This window comes from Cytobacillus sp. Bva_UNVM-123, from assembly GCF_046351715.2.
Lineage (GTDB): Bacteria > Bacillota > Bacilli > Bacillales > Cytobacillaceae > Cytobacillus.
In genome coordinates this window covers 4,313,582-4,332,021 of sequence record NZ_CM177772.1, presented here as the reverse complement: position 1 = coordinate 4,332,021, position 18,440 = coordinate 4,313,582, and the positions used below count along the sequence as shown (strand labels likewise).

The 18,440-nt window shown below is 38.2% G+C and carries 20 protein-coding genes; 15 read left to right on the top strand and 5 right to left on the bottom strand.

Features of this window, described 5'->3' with window-relative positions; genetic code table 11:
* Window positions 1-26 precede the first annotated feature (26 nt).
* A complete protein-coding gene (locus tag KDN24_RS22240; RefSeq protein ID WP_409974057.1) occupies window positions 27-1,898 on the top strand; it encodes an anaerobic ribonucleoside triphosphate reductase in 1,872 nt (623 codons plus the stop codon).
* Complete coding sequence (nrdG, locus tag KDN24_RS22235) at window positions 1,895-2,395, top strand: anaerobic ribonucleoside-triphosphate reductase activating protein (protein WP_409974058.1); 501 nt, start codon at window positions 1,895-1,897, stop codon at window positions 2,393-2,395. Before KDN24_RS22240 ends, nrdG begins: the two co-directional genes overlap by 4 nt.
* 67 nt (window positions 2,396-2,462) lie before the next feature.
* Here nrdG and KDN24_RS22230 read toward each other — a convergent pair whose 3' ends face one another.
* The 3 genes from KDN24_RS22230 to KDN24_RS22220 form a co-directional block, all read right to left on the bottom strand.
* Window positions 2,463-4,571 (bottom strand): MMPL family transporter, encoded by a 2,109-nt coding sequence (locus KDN24_RS22230; RefSeq protein WP_491348164.1) that lies wholly within the window; start codon window positions 4,569-4,571, stop codon window positions 2,463-2,465.
* Between the two features lie 130 nt (window positions 4,572-4,701).
* A complete protein-coding gene (locus KDN24_RS22225; RefSeq protein WP_409974059.1) occupies window positions 4,702-5,280 on the bottom strand; it encodes a TetR/AcrR family transcriptional regulator in 579 nt (192 codons plus the stop codon).
* A gap of 52 nt (window positions 5,281-5,332) precedes the next feature.
* A complete protein-coding gene (locus tag KDN24_RS22220; RefSeq protein WP_409974060.1) occupies window positions 5,333-6,208 on the bottom strand; it encodes a LysR family transcriptional regulator in 876 nt (291 codons plus the stop codon).
* Between the two features lie 400 nt (window positions 6,209-6,608).
* Here KDN24_RS22220 and KDN24_RS22215 point away from each other — a divergent pair, with 400 nt between their 5' ends.
* Window positions 6,609-7,622 carry a YeiH family protein gene (locus tag KDN24_RS22215; RefSeq protein WP_409974337.1) on the top strand — a complete coding sequence of 338 codons (1,014 nt, stop codon included), beginning with the start codon at window positions 6,609-6,611 and terminating at the stop codon, window positions 7,620-7,622.
* Between the two features lie 241 nt (window positions 7,623-7,863).
* Entirely contained in the window at window positions 7,864-8,025 is a 162-nt protein-coding gene (sinI, locus tag KDN24_RS22210; protein ID WP_409974061.1) for an anti-repressor SinI family protein, read from the top strand.
* 70 nt (window positions 8,026-8,095) lie between these two features.
* Here sinI and KDN24_RS22205 read toward each other — a convergent pair whose 3' ends face one another.
* Window positions 8,096-10,009: a CoA-disulfide reductase gene (locus tag KDN24_RS22205; RefSeq protein ID WP_409974062.1), complete on the bottom strand. Its 1,914-nt coding sequence runs from the start codon at window positions 10,007-10,009 to the stop codon at window positions 8,096-8,098.
* Window positions 10,010-10,571: 562 nt separating this feature from the next.
* On the opposite strand from KDN24_RS22205, the gene KDN24_RS22200 reads away from it, so the two are divergent.
* The 10 genes from KDN24_RS22200 (at window position 10,572) to KDN24_RS22155 (ending at window position 16,290) form a co-directional block, all read left to right on the top strand.
* On the top strand, window positions 10,572-10,835 hold the full coding sequence (locus KDN24_RS22200) for a metal-sensitive transcriptional regulator (protein ID WP_409974063.1): 264 nt from the start codon (window positions 10,572-10,574) through the stop codon (window positions 10,833-10,835).
* Between the two features lie 288 nt (window positions 10,836-11,123).
* On the top strand, window positions 11,124-11,483 hold the full coding sequence (locus KDN24_RS22195) for a rhodanese-like domain-containing protein (RefSeq protein WP_409974064.1): 360 nt from the start codon (window positions 11,124-11,126) through the stop codon (window positions 11,481-11,483).
* Between the two features lie 90 nt (window positions 11,484-11,573).
* Window positions 11,574-11,870, top strand: a complete 297-nt coding sequence (locus KDN24_RS22190; RefSeq protein ID WP_409974065.1) for a rhodanese-like domain-containing protein — start codon at window positions 11,574-11,576, stop codon at window positions 11,868-11,870.
* 50 nt (window positions 11,871-11,920) lie between these two features.
* Entirely contained in the window at window positions 11,921-12,505 is a 585-nt protein-coding gene (locus tag KDN24_RS22185) for a sulfurtransferase TusA family protein (protein ID WP_409974066.1), read from the top strand.
* A gap of 3 nt (window positions 12,506-12,508) precedes the next feature.
* Entirely contained in the window at window positions 12,509-12,751 is a 243-nt protein-coding gene (locus KDN24_RS22180) for a glutaredoxin family protein (protein ID WP_409974067.1), read from the top strand.
* Between the two features lie 2 nt (window positions 12,752-12,753).
* Entirely contained in the window at window positions 12,754-13,149 is a 396-nt protein-coding gene (locus KDN24_RS22175) for a DsrE/DsrF/DrsH-like family protein (RefSeq protein WP_409974068.1), read from the top strand.
* Window positions 13,150-13,249: 100 nt separating this feature from the next.
* The gene (locus KDN24_RS22170; RefSeq protein ID WP_409974069.1) at window positions 13,250-14,377 is read left to right on the top strand and encodes an MBL fold metallo-hydrolase; all 1,128 of its coding nucleotides are present in this window, start codon (window positions 13,250-13,252) and stop codon (window positions 14,375-14,377) included.
* Between the two features lie 86 nt (window positions 14,378-14,463).
* Window positions 14,464-14,694 carry a sulfurtransferase TusA family protein gene (locus KDN24_RS22165; RefSeq protein ID WP_409974070.1) on the top strand — a complete coding sequence of 77 codons (231 nt, stop codon included), beginning with the start codon at window positions 14,464-14,466 and terminating at the stop codon, window positions 14,692-14,694.
* 59 nt (window positions 14,695-14,753) lie between these two features.
* Window positions 14,754-15,530 carry a sulfite exporter TauE/SafE family protein gene (locus tag KDN24_RS22160; RefSeq protein WP_409974071.1) on the top strand — a complete coding sequence of 259 codons (777 nt, stop codon included), beginning with the start codon at window positions 14,754-14,756 and terminating at the stop codon, window positions 15,528-15,530.
* Between the two features lie 190 nt (window positions 15,531-15,720).
* Entirely contained in the window at window positions 15,721-16,290 is a 570-nt protein-coding gene (locus KDN24_RS22155) for a class I SAM-dependent methyltransferase (protein ID WP_409974072.1), read from the top strand.
* A 1-nt stretch (window position 16,291) separates the two neighbouring features.
* Here KDN24_RS22155 and KDN24_RS22150 read toward each other — a convergent pair whose 3' ends face one another.
* A complete protein-coding gene (locus KDN24_RS22150; RefSeq protein ID WP_491348163.1) occupies window positions 16,292-17,053 on the bottom strand; it encodes a hypothetical protein in 762 nt (253 codons plus the stop codon).
* Between the two features lie 511 nt (window positions 17,054-17,564).
* Between KDN24_RS22150 and KDN24_RS22145 the strand changes: the two genes are divergently transcribed.
* Window positions 17,565-18,437, top strand: coding sequence for an ABC transporter ATP-binding protein (locus KDN24_RS22145; protein ID WP_409974074.1), 873 nt, complete (start codon window positions 17,565-17,567; stop codon window positions 18,435-18,437).
* Window positions 18,438-18,440 lie beyond the last annotated feature (3 nt).

The window sequence follows — 18,440 nt, the reverse complement described above, 5'->3', positions numbered from 1 at the left end:
TGTTTAATCATTTGGGAGGGAAAAGGATGAATAAGTTGGTTTTGGAAAACGCAGTGAGGGATGAATTATTAGATGCATTCAAAGATATCGTTGAGGTAAATAATCAAGATCTCCTTCAGGAGAATGCAAATGTAGATGGTCAATCACCAATGGGGCAAATGGGAAAATTCGCATCAGAAAGTGGAAAATATTATGCAAAAGAATGTCTGCTCCGTTCGGAAGTTAAACAAGCCATTGATGAAAATTATCTTCATCCACATGATTTAGATTTTCTTCCAACTGGCACCACAACATGTTGTCAAATTCCTTTAGGGAAAATCTTAAAAAATGGATTTAATACTGGGCATGGTCATATGAGAGAGCCGAATGATATTGGCAGCGCCATGGCGTTAGCCTCCATTATTTTTCAGTCCAATCAAAATATGCAGCATGGAGGGCAAAGCTATCCGATGTTTGATTTTGATTTAGCTCCATATGTACGAAAAACATATGAGAAAACGATTAAGCGGCTTCACTCCTATCCGACAACCTTTACGGAAGAAGAAATGAGTGAGCTAGCATGGCAGGAAACCGATCACATTGTTTACCAGGCATGTGAGGCATTTATACATAATTGTAATAGTATGCATTCAAGAGGTGGGGGACAAGTTCCATTCGTCTCGATAAATTACGGCACTGATTCATCAAAAGAAGGAAGAATGGTTGTAAAAAATATATTATTAGCCACACAGGCTGGATTAGGGAAAGGGGAGACACCGATTTTTCCAATCCAAGTGTTTAAAATGAAAAAGGGTGTCAATTTTTCGAGTGGTGAACCAAATTATGATTTGTATTTATTAGCTTTAAAAACAACAGCAACAAGATTATTTCCAAACTTTAGTTTTCTTGATTCAACCTTCAACCGTCCATTTTATAATGGGACACCTGAATCAGAAGTATCGTACATGGGCTGTCGAACGAGAGTAATGGCAAATCTCCATGGTGACGAGAATAGTATTGGGAGAGGGAACTTATCCTTTACTTCGATTAATTTAGTTAAACTTGCTTTAAACTATCCAACCTATGAAGCATTTATTGAAAAATTGGATCACTATTTAAATATAGCTATTCAACAATTATTAGATCGCTATCATTTTCAAATAAAGAAAAAAGCACGTCATTTTCCATTTTTATATTCACAGAACGTTTGGAAGGATAGCGAAACCTTAACCGAAAATGACACGCTGGAACAAGTGCTTAAGCATGGAACATTGAGTGTCGGTTTTATCGGGCTGGCAGAAGCTTTAGTTGCATTGCTAGGCGAGCATCATGGAGAAAGTGAAGACGCTTATCAAATCGGTTATCAAATTGTCCAATTCATGAGAGACAAAATGGATGAAGCGGCTGCCCAATATAAGCTTAACTTTTCGCTCATTGCGACCCCGGCAGAAGGGCTATCTGGAAAGTTTACGAAACGTGATCGTACTGAGTTTGGTAAGCTGAAAGGAATAACAGACCGTGATTATTATACGAATTCCTTTCATATACCCGTTTACTACGATATTAAAGCAATCGAAAAAATTAAAAAAGAAGGGTCTTTCCATTCACTTTGCAATGCCGGACATATTTCTTATATTGAATGTGATGGGGATGTATCCAAAAATATACCGGCATTAGATACAATCGTGAAAGCAATGGCTTTAGCCGATATGGGCTATGGCTCCATTAATCACCCAGTAGATAGATGTAAGTGCTGTGGCTATTCTGGAATAATTGATCATGAATGCCCAAGCTGCGAAAATAATGATGAACAACATATCGAACGGATTAGAAGGATAACAGGCTATCTTGTCGGGGATATGAGCAAATGGAATTCCGCGAAATTTAGTGAAGAGAGAGAAAGAGTGAAACACCGATGATGGTGATGAATATTCTCCATGATTCTGTTGTTGATGGAGAAGGGCTGCGAACGGTTATCTTTTTCGCAGGGTGTCCGCATGGCTGTTTAGGCTGTCACAATCCTTCGAGCTGGAATATGAGCAACGGCAAGGAAATGTCTATCGATGAAATAATGGGTGAAATTGAAAACAATCCATTAACAAATGTAACTTTCTCAGGAGGAGAACCATTTATTCAAGCAAAAGAAATAGCTAAGCTGGCAGAAAGAATCAAAAAACTAGGAAAAAACATATGGGTCTATAGTGGGTTTACTTACGAAGAAATCATTAAAGATTCTACCAAACGACATTTATTGAACTTCTGTGATGTCCTTGTAGACGGGCCTTTCAAAATGGAAGAAAGAAATTTATCATTATTATTCAGGGGAAGTCATAACCAAAGAATCATTTACTTAACGGATAGAGGGACAGGTACCCTATCCAATAAGATTAACGATCAAGTAAGGTTTTATTTTTAAGAAAAGTTGGTTTTGATTAAACAAAAAATTGCCAAGGGGAAAGGACAAGGGACCTGTCCCCTTGTCCTTATTGTTCACCTTTAACGGCTTTTTCTTTCTCAAATAATACGATTAATCCAGGTAATAAAATACCTCTAATTAAGAATGTATCTAATAGGATTCCAACTGCAATGATGAAACCGAAAACAAATAGTAGTTCAATCGGCTGGGTCATTAATACGGCAAAGGTTGCGGCAAGGATTAAGCCTGCAGAGGAAATGACTCCACCTGTATTTGCGACAGCAATTTCAACTGCTTCTTTAACCGAATGTTTTCTTTTTTCCTCTTGATACCTCGATATTAAAATAATATTATAGTCAATTCCGAGTGCAACTAAGAATACAAACGAATAAAGCGGTACACGGTCACTAATCGTTTGAATATCAAAGAATAAATTAGTAAGAAACATCCCTAAGCCGAGAGCAGCCAAGAAACTAATTAAAATGGTTCCCATCATATAGATTGGCATTTTAAATGATTTTGTTAAAACGATCAGCATCCCAAAAATGAGAACCGTTTCTAATAGGACAATGACGATTAAATCCCTATTGTTGATTGAACGCTCGTCAACCTTTTTAGCAGTTTCGCCTGCGAAGTAGAGCTCACCTGAAACTTTGCTGCCAGAGATAATTTTTTCAGCATTGCTTCTAATTTCTTCTAAAGCGTCTATCATTTCAATTGCATAAGGACTTTCTTCAAATGTCAGACTATAATTAATTACTTTTCCCTCTTCAGCCATGCCGTTCACACGAACATTGCTTACGAGCGGCTGATTGGCCAGCTCTTGCTTTAATGCCTCCTTTTGTTCATCTGTCATCACTTCATCTGCTTCGAATAAGACGGTCGTTGGAGCCAGATCCCCTTTAGCAAAATTCTCCTCCAAAATTTCATACCCTTGTCTTGAAGGCATATCTTCTGGGAAGGATTTCATTGTGTCAAACTCATACTTCAAATTGAACATATTGCTTGCGGAAATAAGGAGGAAAATCCCCATTAATGAAACGGAAAGAACAGGTTTTTTTACAACAAAGCGGCCAATTCGGCTCCAAAAAGAATTTTTCTTAATGGTTGTTTCTCCGACACGTGGAATTTTCGGCCAAAATGATTTACGTCCAAACAGTGTAAATAGGGCAGGAACAAGCGTGATGGACGCTGCCATTATAATAACCATCGTTGTCCCGAAGGTCGGGGCAAAATTACGATAATCACCAAACTGTGCAAAGAACAAAACGAGCATAGCTGCAAGTACAGTTCCTCCAGAGAAGAACACTGGCATGCCAGTTTCTCGCATAGCCGCTTTCATCGCTTCGAATTTACTTTCATGATTTTTGAGTTCTTCACGATATCGCGAGAAAACGAATAATGAGTAATCAATGACAGCTGCAAATAAAAGAATTGTCATAATCGAAAGCGTTTGATTGCTCATCTCTAGTCCGGCAGCGCCCATTAATCCGAGTGTTTGCATAACGACTTCATAAACGAAGGCAGCAGCAAGCAATGGAATTAAAGCTAGTAACGGTGACCGATAAATAATGACTAATAAAATTAGAATTAACCCAACTGTTGATAAAATTAAGACGACATCCGCTCTAGAAAAAAGATCAAGAGAGTCGATTCCAATTCCTGCAGGACCTGTCACATAAAGAGTTAAATCTGTTTCGGACGAGACGATTTCTTCGATCTTTTCTTTTGCTAGTTTAATTTCTTTCGTCTCAAAAGAAGAATCAAATGATAAAGGAATTAATGCTGTTGACTTATCTTCAGAAAAGAAGCCAGAAGCAGCTTGTGGAGGAATAGAAGATAAAGGAATAATTTGCTCTACTCCTTTAATATTTTCTTCTGTTATCTTGTCAAAAAGGTTGGCAAGCTGTTCGAATTGAATTTCGCCAATTTTTGATTGAAAGACTAATATGGCGGGAATGCCATCATTATCCTTAAAGTACTGATCGACCTTATTTTGAGCAATGATGGACTCGGCATCTTTAGGAAGTGAATCAATGGAAGAAACTTGATAGTCTTTCGCACTTGGAGCGAAAATGGCTAGCACCATCGCTATAATGAACCAAGCAGCTAACGTAATCCACATTCCTTTTTTCGTCGTAACACGATCGGTAATGAAGTGTAAAAATGATTTCATTATCTAATTCCTTTCTTTTATTATTTACTTACATCTTATTAGAATGGACAAAGTGACAGTACTGTCACTTTGAGGAAAAATAAAAAGACACTAATGTCAATGTTATTATCTTCTATAGGTGACATTAGTGTCAATCATTATGTTTAAACATTCCGTGACTAATAATTTCCTTTACCGAATCAACCCATTCAGCATAAGAAATTCCAAAATGATTCGGAATCGCGATCGTTTGAAAAATAAAACCTAAAATTAAACCATCTGGAATATGAGGCTTTAGCATTTGTTCTTCTCTTCCTAATTGGATAAAGCCTTGTAAATGCTTGTACATATCAAGATGCTGCGCATCTAGTTTTGCTTTATTTAATTTCACTTTTTTAGATATATTAGCGGGTATTTGTAAAGCAATTATGATAATATGATGAATTTCACGATGCTCAAAAATTAGTTCAATGAGTTCATTAAATTGCGATTCAAAGCTATTATGTTGATTAAACTTTTGGAGCTTGACTAAAAATTTATTCATTTCATCTAACATATAATCTGTAATCAGCTCTTCTTTATTTTCATAGTATTTATACAATGTGCCTCTTGATACAGCTAGTCTTTCAGCTAAAATACTAAATGTAAAGCCCTCATATCCGTGAAGTAGAAGGAGTTCTTTCGTTGTTGCATAAAGTTCATCAAGTGAAAATTTCCGTTCCCGTGCCATGGTGTTCACCTCACTTCTATTATAGTGAAAAAATAATGAGATACAATGTCATCTAATTCTTTTTAATCATGTCTAGAAAAACTTTTAAAGCTTTTGTCTGAAAAGGCGAGCAAAGAACGGTAGAAAATTCTCGTGTAATCGCAATACCATTCACATGAATCACTTTCAACGTTCCTAGTGAAATTTCTTTACGAATTGTCCAATCTGATAATAAGCTAATACCAAGATTCGCTTCAACCGCTTCCTTTATGATTTGTGTGCTGCCGAATTCCAATTTTTTCTTTGGGGAAATTTCGTATTGCTCAAACATGTTTTCAACTGCTTCTCGCGTTCCAGAGCCAATTTCTCTTACAATCCATGTTGCTTCTGTTAAATCTGAAAGCGTAATTTCGTTATTTTTTTGTGCGAGTGAGTGATTTGGTGATGCGACAATGCTCATGTAATCTACGGCGAATGGTTCAATCTGAAGGTTTTTATCTTTAAAGTTTCCCTCTACAATTCCAACATCTAATTGATGACCGAGTACTAATTCAGCAATTTCCTTTGTGTTGCCAATCGAAATGGTTGGATTGATTGCCGGGTATTTTTCCTGCATTTTCGCAAGCAGATGTGGCAAAACATATTCTCCATACGTATAGCTCGCTCCTATTGCTAGCGGCCCGCTCGTATTGTTTGTCAGGTCATCAATTAAATAATGCATTTTTGTATAAAGCCCGAGAATTTCTTTGGCGTGGTGATAGACAATTTCTCCTGCTTTATTTAAGCGGACATATTTATTGCTACGTTCTAATAATTTTGTTCCCATCGTTCTTTCAAGTGCTTGTATATATTGGCTTACAGCAGGCTGCGTCATATGCAATTCCTCTGCTGCCCGCGAAAAATTCTTCTTTTCTGCTACAGTTATAAAAATAAAGAGCTGCTGGTCCACGTCGAGTCCCTCTTTCAATTCGTACTGTTCATCTCTATTATATAATTTTACTTATCATTAGTATTATTTATTTTTATTTTTCTAATGATAAAAATAGCAGTATGATAAAAACAAGAATTACGTAAATGGACGAATTGATTTTTCTATAAATAGAAGGCTCTGTTAGAGAGAATTGTTGATTTTTGCACCTGTTGATTGGAGCGGAAGGTGGCGAGACTCCTGCGGGAGGAAGGGACAGGGAAGACCCCGCAGGTGCGATAGCGCCGAGGAGGCTTCCGGACCGCCCGCGGAAAGCGAGCAACCTGCAGCGGAAATCAACAGATAAGGTTAACAGAGCCAAACAGAAAGACTGGAGATGTGGATAGTGGTAGATAAGTTAGGAAAAGAAAATGAAACGAATATAAATTCTACTCATAAGAAAAAGAACCATTTTGGTCGCTGGCTAGGTGGAATAGCCTTCACATTTTTAATAGCCTTTCTTGGCTTTTTATTAGCAAAATTACCTGGCTTTGATCATATTGGACAATTAGCATCAGCAATTATTTTAGCTGTAATGTACCGCCAGTTTTTTGGCTATCCAGAATTTTTGCGCTCTGGCATTGGTTTTTCATCGAAGAAATTATTACGCTTTGCCATTATATTGTATGGGTTAAAACTTAATATCGGTACGGTTATTGAAGATGGGCTTGGCTTGCTCGTTCGTGATGTAGGTGTGATTATGTTTGCGATATTGTTAACGGTGTGGCTTGCTCGTCTATTAAAAGCTGAAAAAAATATCTCCCTACTAGTTGGTGTAGGCACGGGGGTATGTGGAGCTGCTGCCATTGCCGCCATAGCCCCGATCATTAAATCAAAGGATGAAGAAACCGCCATAGGGGTAGGCATTATTGCTCTAGTCGGGACCATTTTTGCTATTATTTATACAATTTTAAGACCGTTTTTACCTTTAACAGATATTGAATATGGGATATGGTCAGGGATAAGCTTGCATGAAATTGCCCATGTAGCATTGGCGGCTGCACCTGGAGGGCAGGATTCACTTGCTATCGGTTTGCTAGCGAAGCTCGGTAGAGTATTTCTTCTTGTACCATTATGTTTTATTTTTATGTATTGGATGAAAAGAAAAAATAAGGGTGAAGAAAAAGAAGATACAAAAGTTGAATTTCCTTGGTTTTTATTAGGCTTTATCATGATGAGTGTTTTGGGCAGTTATGTACTTGGCCCCGTTATTACTGTTTCTGATCATTTTATGAATGATATTGCAAACTTAACGACATGGTGCTTAACCGCAGCAATGGTTGGACTTGGGCTGAATGTAAGTTTACGCGACCTGCGGACAAAAGCGTTAAAACCTTTAATTGCTATGGGAATCACATCCATTTGTTTATCCATTATCGCCTATTTCATCGTATAGTTCTGAAAATAAATCTTGTCGATAAAAAGTGTGCATTTTTGCAGCTTGTTATCGGCTTTTTTTAACGGTAAATTCAGAATGTTCAGTATTTGTTCAGAGTGAAGTTGTATGATTAAAGCATCTTTCTAAAAAATGAGAAAATGTCTATTAAAAAAATTCTTAAATTAACGAATAAGTATCGTAGCCGAATCCATAGTTAGCATAATGAAAGATATAATGTCTAGTTAGGAGATGACCATAAATGAGCTCGTTAAAAAAGACAAAAGGGGAAGAGCTAGACGAAGAGTGGATGGCATTAATTTTAACAGCTAAAAAGATTGGAATTACGCCAATTGAGGTTAGAAATTATTTTAATAAACATGTGAAAAAGCATGGCCAAAAATTAAAAAGAACTGCTCATTAATATTTTTCTGCTGATAAAAACAAAATATTCGCCAGAAGGAGCTGGCGAATGCAATGATTTTTTGCCTTTTTTATTTTTCTTTTCTAATCAGGACGTGGAATTGATTTTCTTGCCAATCAACCTTAATGAAAGTTTGTTCGTTTGTTACACACCAAGTTTTAATGTCCTCAACAAAAGTATTATCAGTTGTCGTTACTTCAAGGATATTTCCGACCTGTAGATTTGTTAGATTTGTTTGCACTTCTGAAATAGGTCCAGGACACATTATGCCAGAAGTATCAATTGAAATCGATACAGTCGCTTTTTCAGAATGATCCTTTGATCTGGCTTTAGTTGACTCTCGATAAACACTAGCATATGTTTTCCAACCACCGTCTACATTGTAAACATTAAATCCATTCTCTGACAAAATTCTTGATGCTAAATATCCTCTTAAGCCGACTTGACATGAAACATAAATAGACTTGTCCTTTGGAATTTCATTTAAGCGCTCGCGAATTTCTCCTAAAGGAATATTAATGGATCCTTTTATAAAGCCCATTTCTCTTTCAATCGGTTCGCGAACATCGATTAACAGACCACCATCATCAACTATTTGGTTGATTTCATGCCATTGCACGGTTTTGACATCTTCATTTAGGATGTTAGTTGCGACATACCCAGCCATATTAACTGGATCCTTGGCAGATGAAAACGGTGGCGCGTACGCTAATTCAATTTCGGTTAAATCTTCGACTGTTAAATTTCCTTTAATTGCTGTCGCGATAACATCCATTCTCTTTTCAACTCCATCACGTCCAACAGCTTGTGCACCAAATATTTTTCCATTTCGAGAATCAAAAATCAGCTTTAATGCTATTGGATAAGCTCCTGGATAGTAGCCAGCATGTGAGGAAGGATGGATATGAACAACCTTATATTCTATTCCTAATCTCTTTAATGACTTTTCATTATTTCCGGTTGTAGAAACGGTTAAATCAAAGACTTTAGCAACAGAAGTACCTAATGTTCCTTTATACGTTTCATTTTTTCCATAAATATTATTTGCGACAATTCTACCTTGACGGTTTGCAGGTCCTGCAAGTGGGATCATTGCAGGTTTTCCATTTATATAATCAGTTACTTCAATGGCATCCCCAATCGCATAAATATTTTCGTCATTCGTTTGTAAATATTCATTTACCTGGATGCCGCCTCGTTCACCAATATTGAGATTTGCGTCTATAGCTAATGTGTTTTCAGGTCTAACGCCAATTGAAAGGAGAATCATATCTGTATTTATTTTTCGTCCGCTCGATAATGTAATGGTTTTTCCATCATTTTCAAAAGACTGTACACCATCTTCTAATATTAAATTCGCACCTTTTTCAATTAAATGATTATGAACAATCGCTGCCATTTCAAAATCTAACGGAGCCATTACTTGATTTGCCATTTCGATAATCGTGACATGTACACCACGTTCAGCTAAGTTTTCCGCCATTTCTAAACCAATAAATCCACCACCGATTACAACAGCAGTGCTTGGTTTCTGTTCATCAACAAAGCTTTTTATTTTATCCGTATCCGGAATATTTCTTAATGTAAAAACATGATTTGCTTCTTTAAGCCCTGGGATAGGGGGAACAATAGGCTTTGCACCTGGAGAAAGCAAGAGCACATCATAGCTTTCTTCATAAACTTCATTCGTCTTCATATTTTTCACTGTTACTGTTTTCTGTTCACGGTTAATGGCAGTTACTTCACTTACATTACGAATATCTAAGTTAAACTTTTTACTCATCCCTTCTACTGTTTGCACTAACAGTTTGTCACGGCTTTTAATTGTTTCTCCAATGTAATAAGGCAACCCACAGTTTGCAAAGGAAATATGTTCTCCTCTTTCAAATAAAATAATCGTTGACTTCTCATCTAATCTTCTAAGTCGGGCAGCGGCAGTTGCTCCTCCAGCCACTCCACCTACTATCAATATCTTTTTCTTCATATTGCTCCATCCTTTCGGTTTTCATATACCCCTACCCCTATTTTAAACGTAATTTTATGAAATGCAAGCAATAAAAATCTTCCTTTGAAAAGTAAATGCAGACATCGTTTTAAAAGGAATTATATAAGTTGACAACATACCTAACGGGGTATAATATAAAGGTTGGCCGCTTATTTTAAAAAGGAGTGTTTCTTCATTGTTATATTTTATCCTCATTTTACTCAGTTTCGTAATATGGTTACTATATATAAGATATATCCCTGTCTTACACGTACAAAGTGTAGATTGCACTAGTTTAGATAAGGAGAAAACGAATATTATTGACATAAGGGACTACAATGTTTCAAATCATAGTCCGATCTTCGGAGCGAAAAATATCCCTATTGCGTATCTTAATAGAAACCTTAGCGAGATACCGAAGGAGAAACTTCATATTATTGCATCTGGACCACTAGAAAGAAATGTAGGTATTCGTTATTTACGGCAAAAAGGTTATCAAGTTGATGGGTATACTATAATTGAAAGAAATCATTTAAAATCTTGTTAAGGGGGAGGGAGTACGATGGATTACAATGATCAAATAAAAAATAGAGTAAAACGCATCGAAGGCCAACTTCGTGGAATATTAAGAATGATGGAAGAGGATCAAGACTGTAAGGACGTCATCACTCAGCTTTCAGCTGCAAGAACAGCAATCGACCGCACCATAGGCGTCATTGTCAGTTCAAATTTAGTAGAATGTGTCAAACACGCAGAAGAAAATGGAGAAAAAAGTACAGAGGAATTAGTAAAAGAGGCAGTCAACCTCCTAGTCAAAAGCAGGTAGTAAGAAAAGCTGATGTGCCTTGCTCAGGGGCGACAAGCATAAGACAAGCCAGTGAGAAGGTCGAACTATACCTTCTTGCTGGAATGGCTTATGACCTCGAGCCCCTAGGCACAGAAGCTAGACAAAGAAAAGCTGATGTGCCTTGCTCAGGGGCGACAAGCATAAGACAAGCCAGTGAGAAGGTCGAACTATCCCTTCTTGCTGGAAAAAAGAGTTGACACCTCTTTTTATTTTAGATAACATTATACCCGTAGGGGTAATGGTAAAGTAAAAAAGGAGGCAAATGCCATGCAGTATATAAATTATCTCATTTTAGCATTATTAATTATTTTCATCATAAGGCGCCTTGCACCAACTAAAGGGGTTAAACATATATCTACAACGGAGCTCAAACAGGAATTGCAAGACAGGACAAAACAATTTATTGATGTTCGCACACCAGGGGAGTTTAAAAGTAATCATATTAGAGGGTTCAAAAATATTCCTTTAAACCAGCTTTCGCAAAAAGCAAGTCAACTAGCAAAAGATAAAGAGGTCGTTGTTATTTGCCAAAGTGGAATGAGAAGTCAGCAAGGATGTAAAACTTTAAAAAAATTAGGATTTGCTAAAATCACAAATGTTAAAGGCGGAGTAAGTGCCTGGCGATAAGAATGAAAAACTGAAGTGGATCGATTATCACTTATGTAGCAAAAGCTCCCATTGAATTAACATCCAAAGCCAAATAAAGGAGTGATCATCATGGAACAATTATATGCTAGTGAAGTGAATGAGTTATTATTGAATGACAAATCGTTAAATATTATTGATGTTCGTGAAGTAGAGGAGGTTAAGGCCGGGAAAATACCTGGTGCTATTAACATTCCGTTAGGATTACTAGAGTTTCGTATGCATGAATTAGATAAATCTAAAGAATATATTGTCGTTTGCCGTTCAGGTGGTAGAAGTGGCCGTGCTTGTCAGTTTCTTAGTAGTTACGGCTACAAGGTTATAAATATGTCAGGTGGAATGCTTTCTTGGGATGGAGAGGTAGAGTAATTTTTTTACGTAAAAATATACCCTATAAGGTAAGTGGAGGAGGCTTCATAGTGAATCATATTAAATCAGATCAGGTGGTTGATGCTAAAGGGCTTTCTTGTCCAATGCCCATTGTGAAAACGAAAAAAGCGATAACCGATTTAGAGGCTGGTCAAGTATTGAAGGTTGAAGCGACAGATCAAGGCTCTCGAGCAGATATGCAAGCATGGGCCAAAAGTTCTGGACATCAATATTTAGGGACAATCAAGGATGGGGATGTATTAGCTCATTATGTCAGAAAATCCTCAGGTGAAGAACTGAACGAAAAGAAGTACCCCCATATCGCAACAAATGAAGAGCTTGAACGAAAGCTACTGGTTAAAGATAATATTGTTGTTCTAGATGTAAGGGAAGCAGCTGAATATGCTTTTAACCATATTCCAAATGCACTCTCCATTCCTTTAGGTGAATTAGAAGAGCACTTTCATGAACTTGAGAAAGACGCAGAAATTTTTGTCATTTGCCGTACCGGAAATCGCAGCGATTTTGCCGCACAAAAGTTAGCAGAAAAGGGATTTGGAAAAGTTATGAATGTTATTCCAGGCATGAGTGAATGGTCTGGACGGACAGTAAATATTCAAGGTGAAGAGGTGTAGAAGATGAATGCAGTCACAGTTTACACAACTACAAGATGTCCATATTGTGTGATGTTGAAAAACTTTCTAAAGGATCAAAAGATTTCTTTTAATGAAGTCAATGTTGAAGCAAACCCAGAAATGATGCGAAAGCTTATTCATACAACTGGACAAATGGGTGTGCCTCAGTCAGAAGTTAATGGCCACTGGATTATTGGCTATGATCCAGAAAATATTTTAAGAGTATTACAAAATGAGGGGGAGTAATGATGAATAAAAAAGTAGCGATTATTGCAAGCAATGGTGGATTATTTGATGCATATAAAGTATTTAATATTGCAACTGCAGCAGCAGCGACGGATCAGGAGGTAGCCGTATTTTTCACATTTGAAGGTTTACATTTAATTCATAAAGAGGCAAACAAGCAGCTTCCTATGCCAGAGGGAAAAGAGCATTTTGCAGAAGGCTTTGCTAAGGCAAATGTCCCTGCTATTCCAGAAATGGTTGGAATGGCTCAAGAAATGGGTGTTAAATTTATAGGCTGTCAAATGACAATGGATGTCATGGGATTAGAAAAAGACATTTTTGTTGATGGAATTGAGGTTGGGGGAGCCGTAACATTTTTAGAATTCGCCAAAGACGCAGATGTAACATTAACATTTTAATAGGATTTCGTGGTTGCCTGTCCTAAAGGCAGGCTAATCATGAGGCATGAGAGAAATTATTTTTTTGTGTAAAACAATACCATAGGGGGTAACTAAGAAGATGGCTGTAAACGTAATGACAGCAGGAGAGATAACAAAAAAAGTAATTAATAAAGAAGAATTATTTATTCTTGATGTACGTAATACAGATGATTTTCAAGATTGGAAGATTGATGGGGAACACTTTGAATACTTGAATATTCCGTACTTTGACTTACTTGATGGAGTAGATGAAATTCTCGATAGACTTCCTTCTCATAAAGATATTTTAGTTGTTTGTGCGAAAGAAGGTTCATCACTTTATGTTGCGGAATTGCTTTCAGAGGCTGGTTTAACTGTTTCATATTTAGAAGGTGGGATGAAAACGTGGAGTGAACATTTAGAGCCTGTCAAAGTAGGTGATCTAAAAGACGGAGGCGAGGTTTATCAGTTCGTTCGGATCGGAAAAGGCTGTTTATCCTATATGGTTATTTCTAATGGGGAAGCTGCCATTATTGATGCGACAAGAATGGCAGATGTCTTTCTAGAGTTTGCTACTCTTAAGGGAGCAAAAATTACCCACGTCTTTGATACACATCTCCATGCTGATCATATTTCTGGCGGTCGTAACATTGCAGAGAAAGCAAATGCGATCTATTGGCTTCCACCGAAAGATGCAACAGAAGTGACTTTTAATTATGAGCCACTAGAAGATGGAAATAATGTCACAATTGGTCGGACGGCCATTAATATTCATGCACTTTACACACCAGGTCATACAATTGGGTCAACTTCATTTGTAGTGGATGAGCAATTTTTACTTTCTGGTGATATTTTATTTATTGATTCAATCGGAAGGCCTGACCTTGCAGGACTTGCTGAAGACTGGGTTGATGATTTAAGAGAAAGTCTATATAAACGATATAAACAATTATCTGAAGAGCTAATTGTTCTTCCGGCTCACTTCATGATAATGGAAGAATTAAATGAAGACGGTAGCGTCAGTAAAACACTAGGAAAGCTTTTTGCGGAAAACCATGGCTTAAACATAAAGGATGAGAATGAATTCAGACGACTTGTAACAGAAAATTTACCACCACAGCCCAACTCATACAAAGAAATCCGTCAAACAAACATGGGGAAAATGACTCCAAATGAAGAAGAACAACGTGAAATGGAAATTGGCCCAAACCGTTGTGCCGTGCGGTAAAAAAATACTTCTCCAAACATAGTGAGCGGAGATTAGGCAATGTTTGACATATCGTGAGTTGCTAACAAAAAGGAGGTTTTATATAAATGGAAGTAGCAAAAATGGTGGATGTAAAAGGCTTAGCTTGCCCGATGCCCATTGTGCGAACAAAAAAAGCAATGAATGAATTAGAAGAGGGACAAATAATTGAGATTCATACTACAGATAAAGGATCAATAAATGATTTAACGGCATGGGCAAAATCAGGTGGCCATAAATTGTTGAAATACGTAGACGAAAATGGCGTATTGAAATTCTGGATTAAAAAGGGCATGTGAAAAATACAACAGAAAAGGGAACCTAACAGGTTCTCTTTTCTTAAGAGGAAGGGCAATCAATGGACATTACATTTGTGATTACAATCTTTTTGATTGGATTCATCGGCTCATATATATCGGGGATGTTAGGAATTGGTGGCTCGATCATTAAATACCCAATGCTTCTTTATATTCCTCCTTTAGTAGGGATGGCTGCCTTTTCTGCCCATGAAGTATCAGGAATTAGTGCTGTTCAAGTATTTTTTGCTACAATTGGTGGTGTATGGGCTTACCGCAAAGATGGGTATTTAAATAAGACATTAATCGGCTACATGGGTGCTAGCATCTTAATTGGTAGTTTTATCGGTGGTTTTGGATCAAAATTAATGTCAGAGGGCAGTATTAATATAATCTATGGAATATTGGCATTGATTGCGGCAATAATGATGTTTATTCCGAAAAAAGGATTGGATGATATTCCATTCGATCAAGTGAAATTCAATAAATGGCTCGCGGCGACACTTGCATTAATTGTTGGGCTTGGATCTGGAGTAGTTGGTGCAGCAGGAGCGTTTTTACTAGTGCCAATCATGCTGGTCATTTTGAAAATTCCTACTCGCATGACGATCGCCTCGTCGCTTGCCATTACGTTTATTTCTTCCATCGGAGCAACAATAGGGAAAATAACAACAGGGCAAGTAGACTATGGTCCTGCGGCTATTATGGTTATTGCCAGTCTAATTGCTTCCCCTTTAGGTGCGATGGCAGGTAAAAAAGTAAATACAAAAATTCTCCAAGTGATTCTTGCAGTCTTAATTACTTTAACAACAGTGAAAATTTGGCTGGATATTTTATAATAAAGGCGGATGTAACATGAGAAAAAAACGGATCAATGATTGCAATACAGGTGGTTGAGGAATAAATAGAAAACCCTTGGAAAAGGAAAGGAAGTATTCTCTTCCGCCTATATGACCTGGGGTTTATCTCTGGCTCCTGGTAGGAGTCATTATGTTGATATCTAAATTCTTTTAGGAATGGAGTGATACGATGGCAGGACATCGTTTTAGCCCCGAAAAAGCAGATAAATTGCTAGCCCCAAAGAGAAGAGAACTTATCGATTTACCAAGGGTAATGTCACTATTAAATCTACAACGTAATGATACAGTTGCAGATTTTGGTGCGGGCAACGGCTTTTTCACAATTCCATTTGCGAAGGCGACGAAGGAAGCTGTTTATGCGGTGGACATTGAACCGAGAATGCTAGACTTATTGAAAAAAAGGGCAGAAGAAGAAGGCATAAGCAATATTCACTATATTGAAAGTAATCTCGAAAATATAAACCTAGAAGACAAGACGGTTAAAAAAGCAATCGTGGCCTTCGTCATGCACGAAATCCCAAATATCGAAAATGCCATTGAAGAATTCAAACGCATTATTCAACCGAATGGCCTATTGCTCATTCTTGACTGGGAAGCTGTTGAATCGGAAATGGGACCTCCCTTTCATCACAGAATTTCATCAGCTACTATGCAAGCATTGCTACAGAAAAATGGCCTACTTTCGACCATTACTCTATTAAATGAAGCTGTTTATGCCATTACTGTTGAAATGAACTAAATTATGTATATTTTGAGGCCGGACATAAATTGTTCGGTTTTTTATTTTCGCAAAACTTCCGTTTACTTGTTAAAAAAGATGGAGTGGCACATACCTTTTGGTTAATAAGGAACACAGACCAGCTTGATTCCCGAACCGTGAGTGTTTCGCTTTTTTCGGGAAGCGGTCTGCCCGTTTGATTCCCGAACCGTGAGTGCAACACTTTTTTCGGGAAGCAGTTTGCCTGTATGATTCCCGAATCGCGAGTGTTTCGCTTTTTTCGGGAAGCGGTCTGCCCATTTGCTTCCCGAACCGTGAGTGCCTCGCTTTTTTCGGGAAGCAGTCTGCCTGTTTGATTCCCGAACCGTGAGTGTTTCGCTTTTTTCGGGAAGCGGTCTGCCCATTTGCTTCCCGAACCACGAGCGTTTCGCTTTTTTCGGGAAGCGGTCTGCCTGTTTGATTCCCGAACCGCGAGTGCTTCACTTTTTTCGGGAACCGGTCTGCGCTTTTGATTCCCGAACCGTGAGTGCAACACTTTTTTCGGGAAGCGGTCTGCCGGTTTGATTCCCGAACCGCGAGTGCTTTGCTTTTTTCGGGAAGCAGTCTGCCTGTTTGACTCCCGAACCGAGTGTTTCGCTTTTTTCGGGAACCGGTCTGCCTGTTTGATTCCCGAACCGGGAGTGCCTCGCTTTTTTCGGGAACCGATCTGCCTGTTTGATTCCCGAACTACGAGCGTTTCGCTTTTTTCGGGAAGCAGTCTGCCCATTTGCTTCCCGAACCGCAAGTGTTTCGCTTTTTTCGTGAAGCAGTCTGCCTGTTTGATTCCCGAACCACGAGCGTTTCGCTTTTTTCGGGAAGCGGTCTGCCTGTTTGATTCCCGAACCGCGAGTGCTTCACTTTTTTCGGGAACCGTCTGCCCATTTGATTCCCGAACCACGAGCGTTTCGCTTTTTTCGGGAAGCGGTCTGCCCATTTGATTCCCGAACCGCATGTGCTTTGCTTTTTTCGGGAAGCGGTCTGCCCATTTGATTCCCGAACCGCAAGTGCCTCGCTTTTTTCGGGAACCGATCTGCCTGTTTGATTCCCAAACCACGAGTGTTTCGCTTTTTTCGGGAACCGGTGCGCCCGTTTGCTTCCCGAACCGCAGCTCCCTAATAGCATGAACGCAAATCCTGCATCTCCCGTTAAGACAGAGAAAGATTTTTTAATCACGTATTTGACTGGTGAGTCAACATTCCTTATAATAAAATTGACTCACTAGTCAATCGAGAGTTTTATAAGAAGGAGGCTTTGAGATGGGGATTGTTGAACTGCGGCATTTAACCAAAACCTATAAAGGGAACAGGGGGATTGAGGATGTTTCTTTTTCGATTGAAGAGGGTGAAATTTTTGGTTTTATCGGCCCGAATGGGGCGGGGAAAAGTACGACGATTCGAACGCTTTTAAATTTTATTTATCCTACAAGTGGGAGTGCGACTATTTTTGGTCAGGATATTGTGAAGGATTCGAAAACGATTCGTCAAAATGTCGGTTATCTTCCTTCAGAGATTCATTATTATGATGATATGAAGGTAATGGATCTTTTAACATACTCCGCCCGCTTTCATAAAAAACTCGATCAGGTTAGAATGCGGAAATTAGCCGCTAGATTGGAACTTGATTTAACTCGCAAAATTGAAGATTTGTCATTTGGTAATCGAAAAAAGGTAGGAATTGTGCAAGCTTTGCTTCACGAACCGAAGCTGATTATTTTAGATGAGCCTACAAGTGGGCTTGATCCACTTATGCAAAGTCACTTTTTCGAGCTTCTTACTGAGGAAAGAGATAGAGGAGCAACGATCTTTTTTTCTTCCCACATATTAAGCGAAGTTCAGAAAATGTGTGATCGCGTTGCCATCATTAAAGAAGGGAAACTAATTAATGTCGATACGATCGAGCATTTAACAAAGAACAAAGTGAAAAATATTACGATTACACTCGAACAGTCTGAACAAGTTGAGCTTGAGCTTACAGGCATAGTGAAAAAGGAAATACATGATAATGAAATAAAGCTGCTCTATAGCGGTGAGATTAAAGTGCTTCTTAGCAAGTTGAATGAGCTGCCCATTCAAGATGTGTTAATAGAAGAGCCCTCTCTTGAAGAAGTATTTATGCATTATTACGAGTAAAGG

Bases quoted from the DNA above. Each gene is read 5' to 3' on its own strand.
- KDN24_RS22230 (WP_491348164.1), bottom strand. From the start codon at position 4,571: ATGAAATCATTTTTACACTTCATTACCGATCGTGTTACGACGAAAAAA.
- KDN24_RS22175 (WP_409974068.1), top strand. From the start codon at position 12,754: ATGAATAAAAAAGTAGCGATTATTGCAAGCAATGGTGGATTATTTGAT.
- KDN24_RS22145 (WP_409974074.1), top strand. From the start codon at position 17,565: ATGGGGATTGTTGAACTGCGGCATTTAACCAAAACCTATAAAGGGAAC.
- KDN24_RS22170 (WP_409974069.1), top strand. From the start codon at position 13,250: ATGGCTGTAAACGTAATGACAGCAGGAGAGATAACAAAAAAAGTAATT.
- KDN24_RS22165 (WP_409974070.1), top strand. From the start codon at position 14,464: ATGGAAGTAGCAAAAATGGTGGATGTAAAAGGCTTAGCTTGCCCGATG.
- KDN24_RS22180 (WP_409974067.1), top strand. From the start codon at position 12,509: ATGAATGCAGTCACAGTTTACACAACTACAAGATGTCCATATTGTGTG.
- KDN24_RS22225 (WP_409974059.1), bottom strand. From the start codon at position 5,280: ATGGCACGGGAACGGAAATTTTCACTTGATGAACTTTATGCAACAACG.
- KDN24_RS22190 (WP_409974065.1), top strand. From the start codon at position 11,574: ATGGAACAATTATATGCTAGTGAAGTGAATGAGTTATTATTGAATGAC.
- KDN24_RS22240 (WP_409974057.1), top strand. From the start codon at position 27: ATGAATAAGTTGGTTTTGGAAAACGCAGTGAGGGATGAATTATTAGAT.
- KDN24_RS22205 (WP_409974062.1), bottom strand. From the start codon at position 10,009: ATGAAGAAAAAGATATTGATAGTAGGTGGAGTGGCTGGAGGAGCAACT.
- KDN24_RS22200 (WP_409974063.1), top strand. From the start codon at position 10,572: ATGGATTACAATGATCAAATAAAAAATAGAGTAAAACGCATCGAAGGC.
- KDN24_RS22195 (WP_409974064.1), top strand. From the start codon at position 11,124: ATGCAGTATATAAATTATCTCATTTTAGCATTATTAATTATTTTCATC.
- KDN24_RS22160 (WP_409974071.1), top strand. From the start codon at position 14,754: ATGGACATTACATTTGTGATTACAATCTTTTTGATTGGATTCATCGGC.
- nrdG (WP_409974058.1), top strand. From the start codon at position 1,895: ATGATGGTGATGAATATTCTCCATGATTCTGTTGTTGATGGAGAAGGG.
- sinI (WP_409974061.1), top strand. From the start codon at position 7,864: ATGAGCTCGTTAAAAAAGACAAAAGGGGAAGAGCTAGACGAAGAGTGG.
- KDN24_RS22155 (WP_409974072.1), top strand. From the start codon at position 15,721: ATGGCAGGACATCGTTTTAGCCCCGAAAAAGCAGATAAATTGCTAGCC.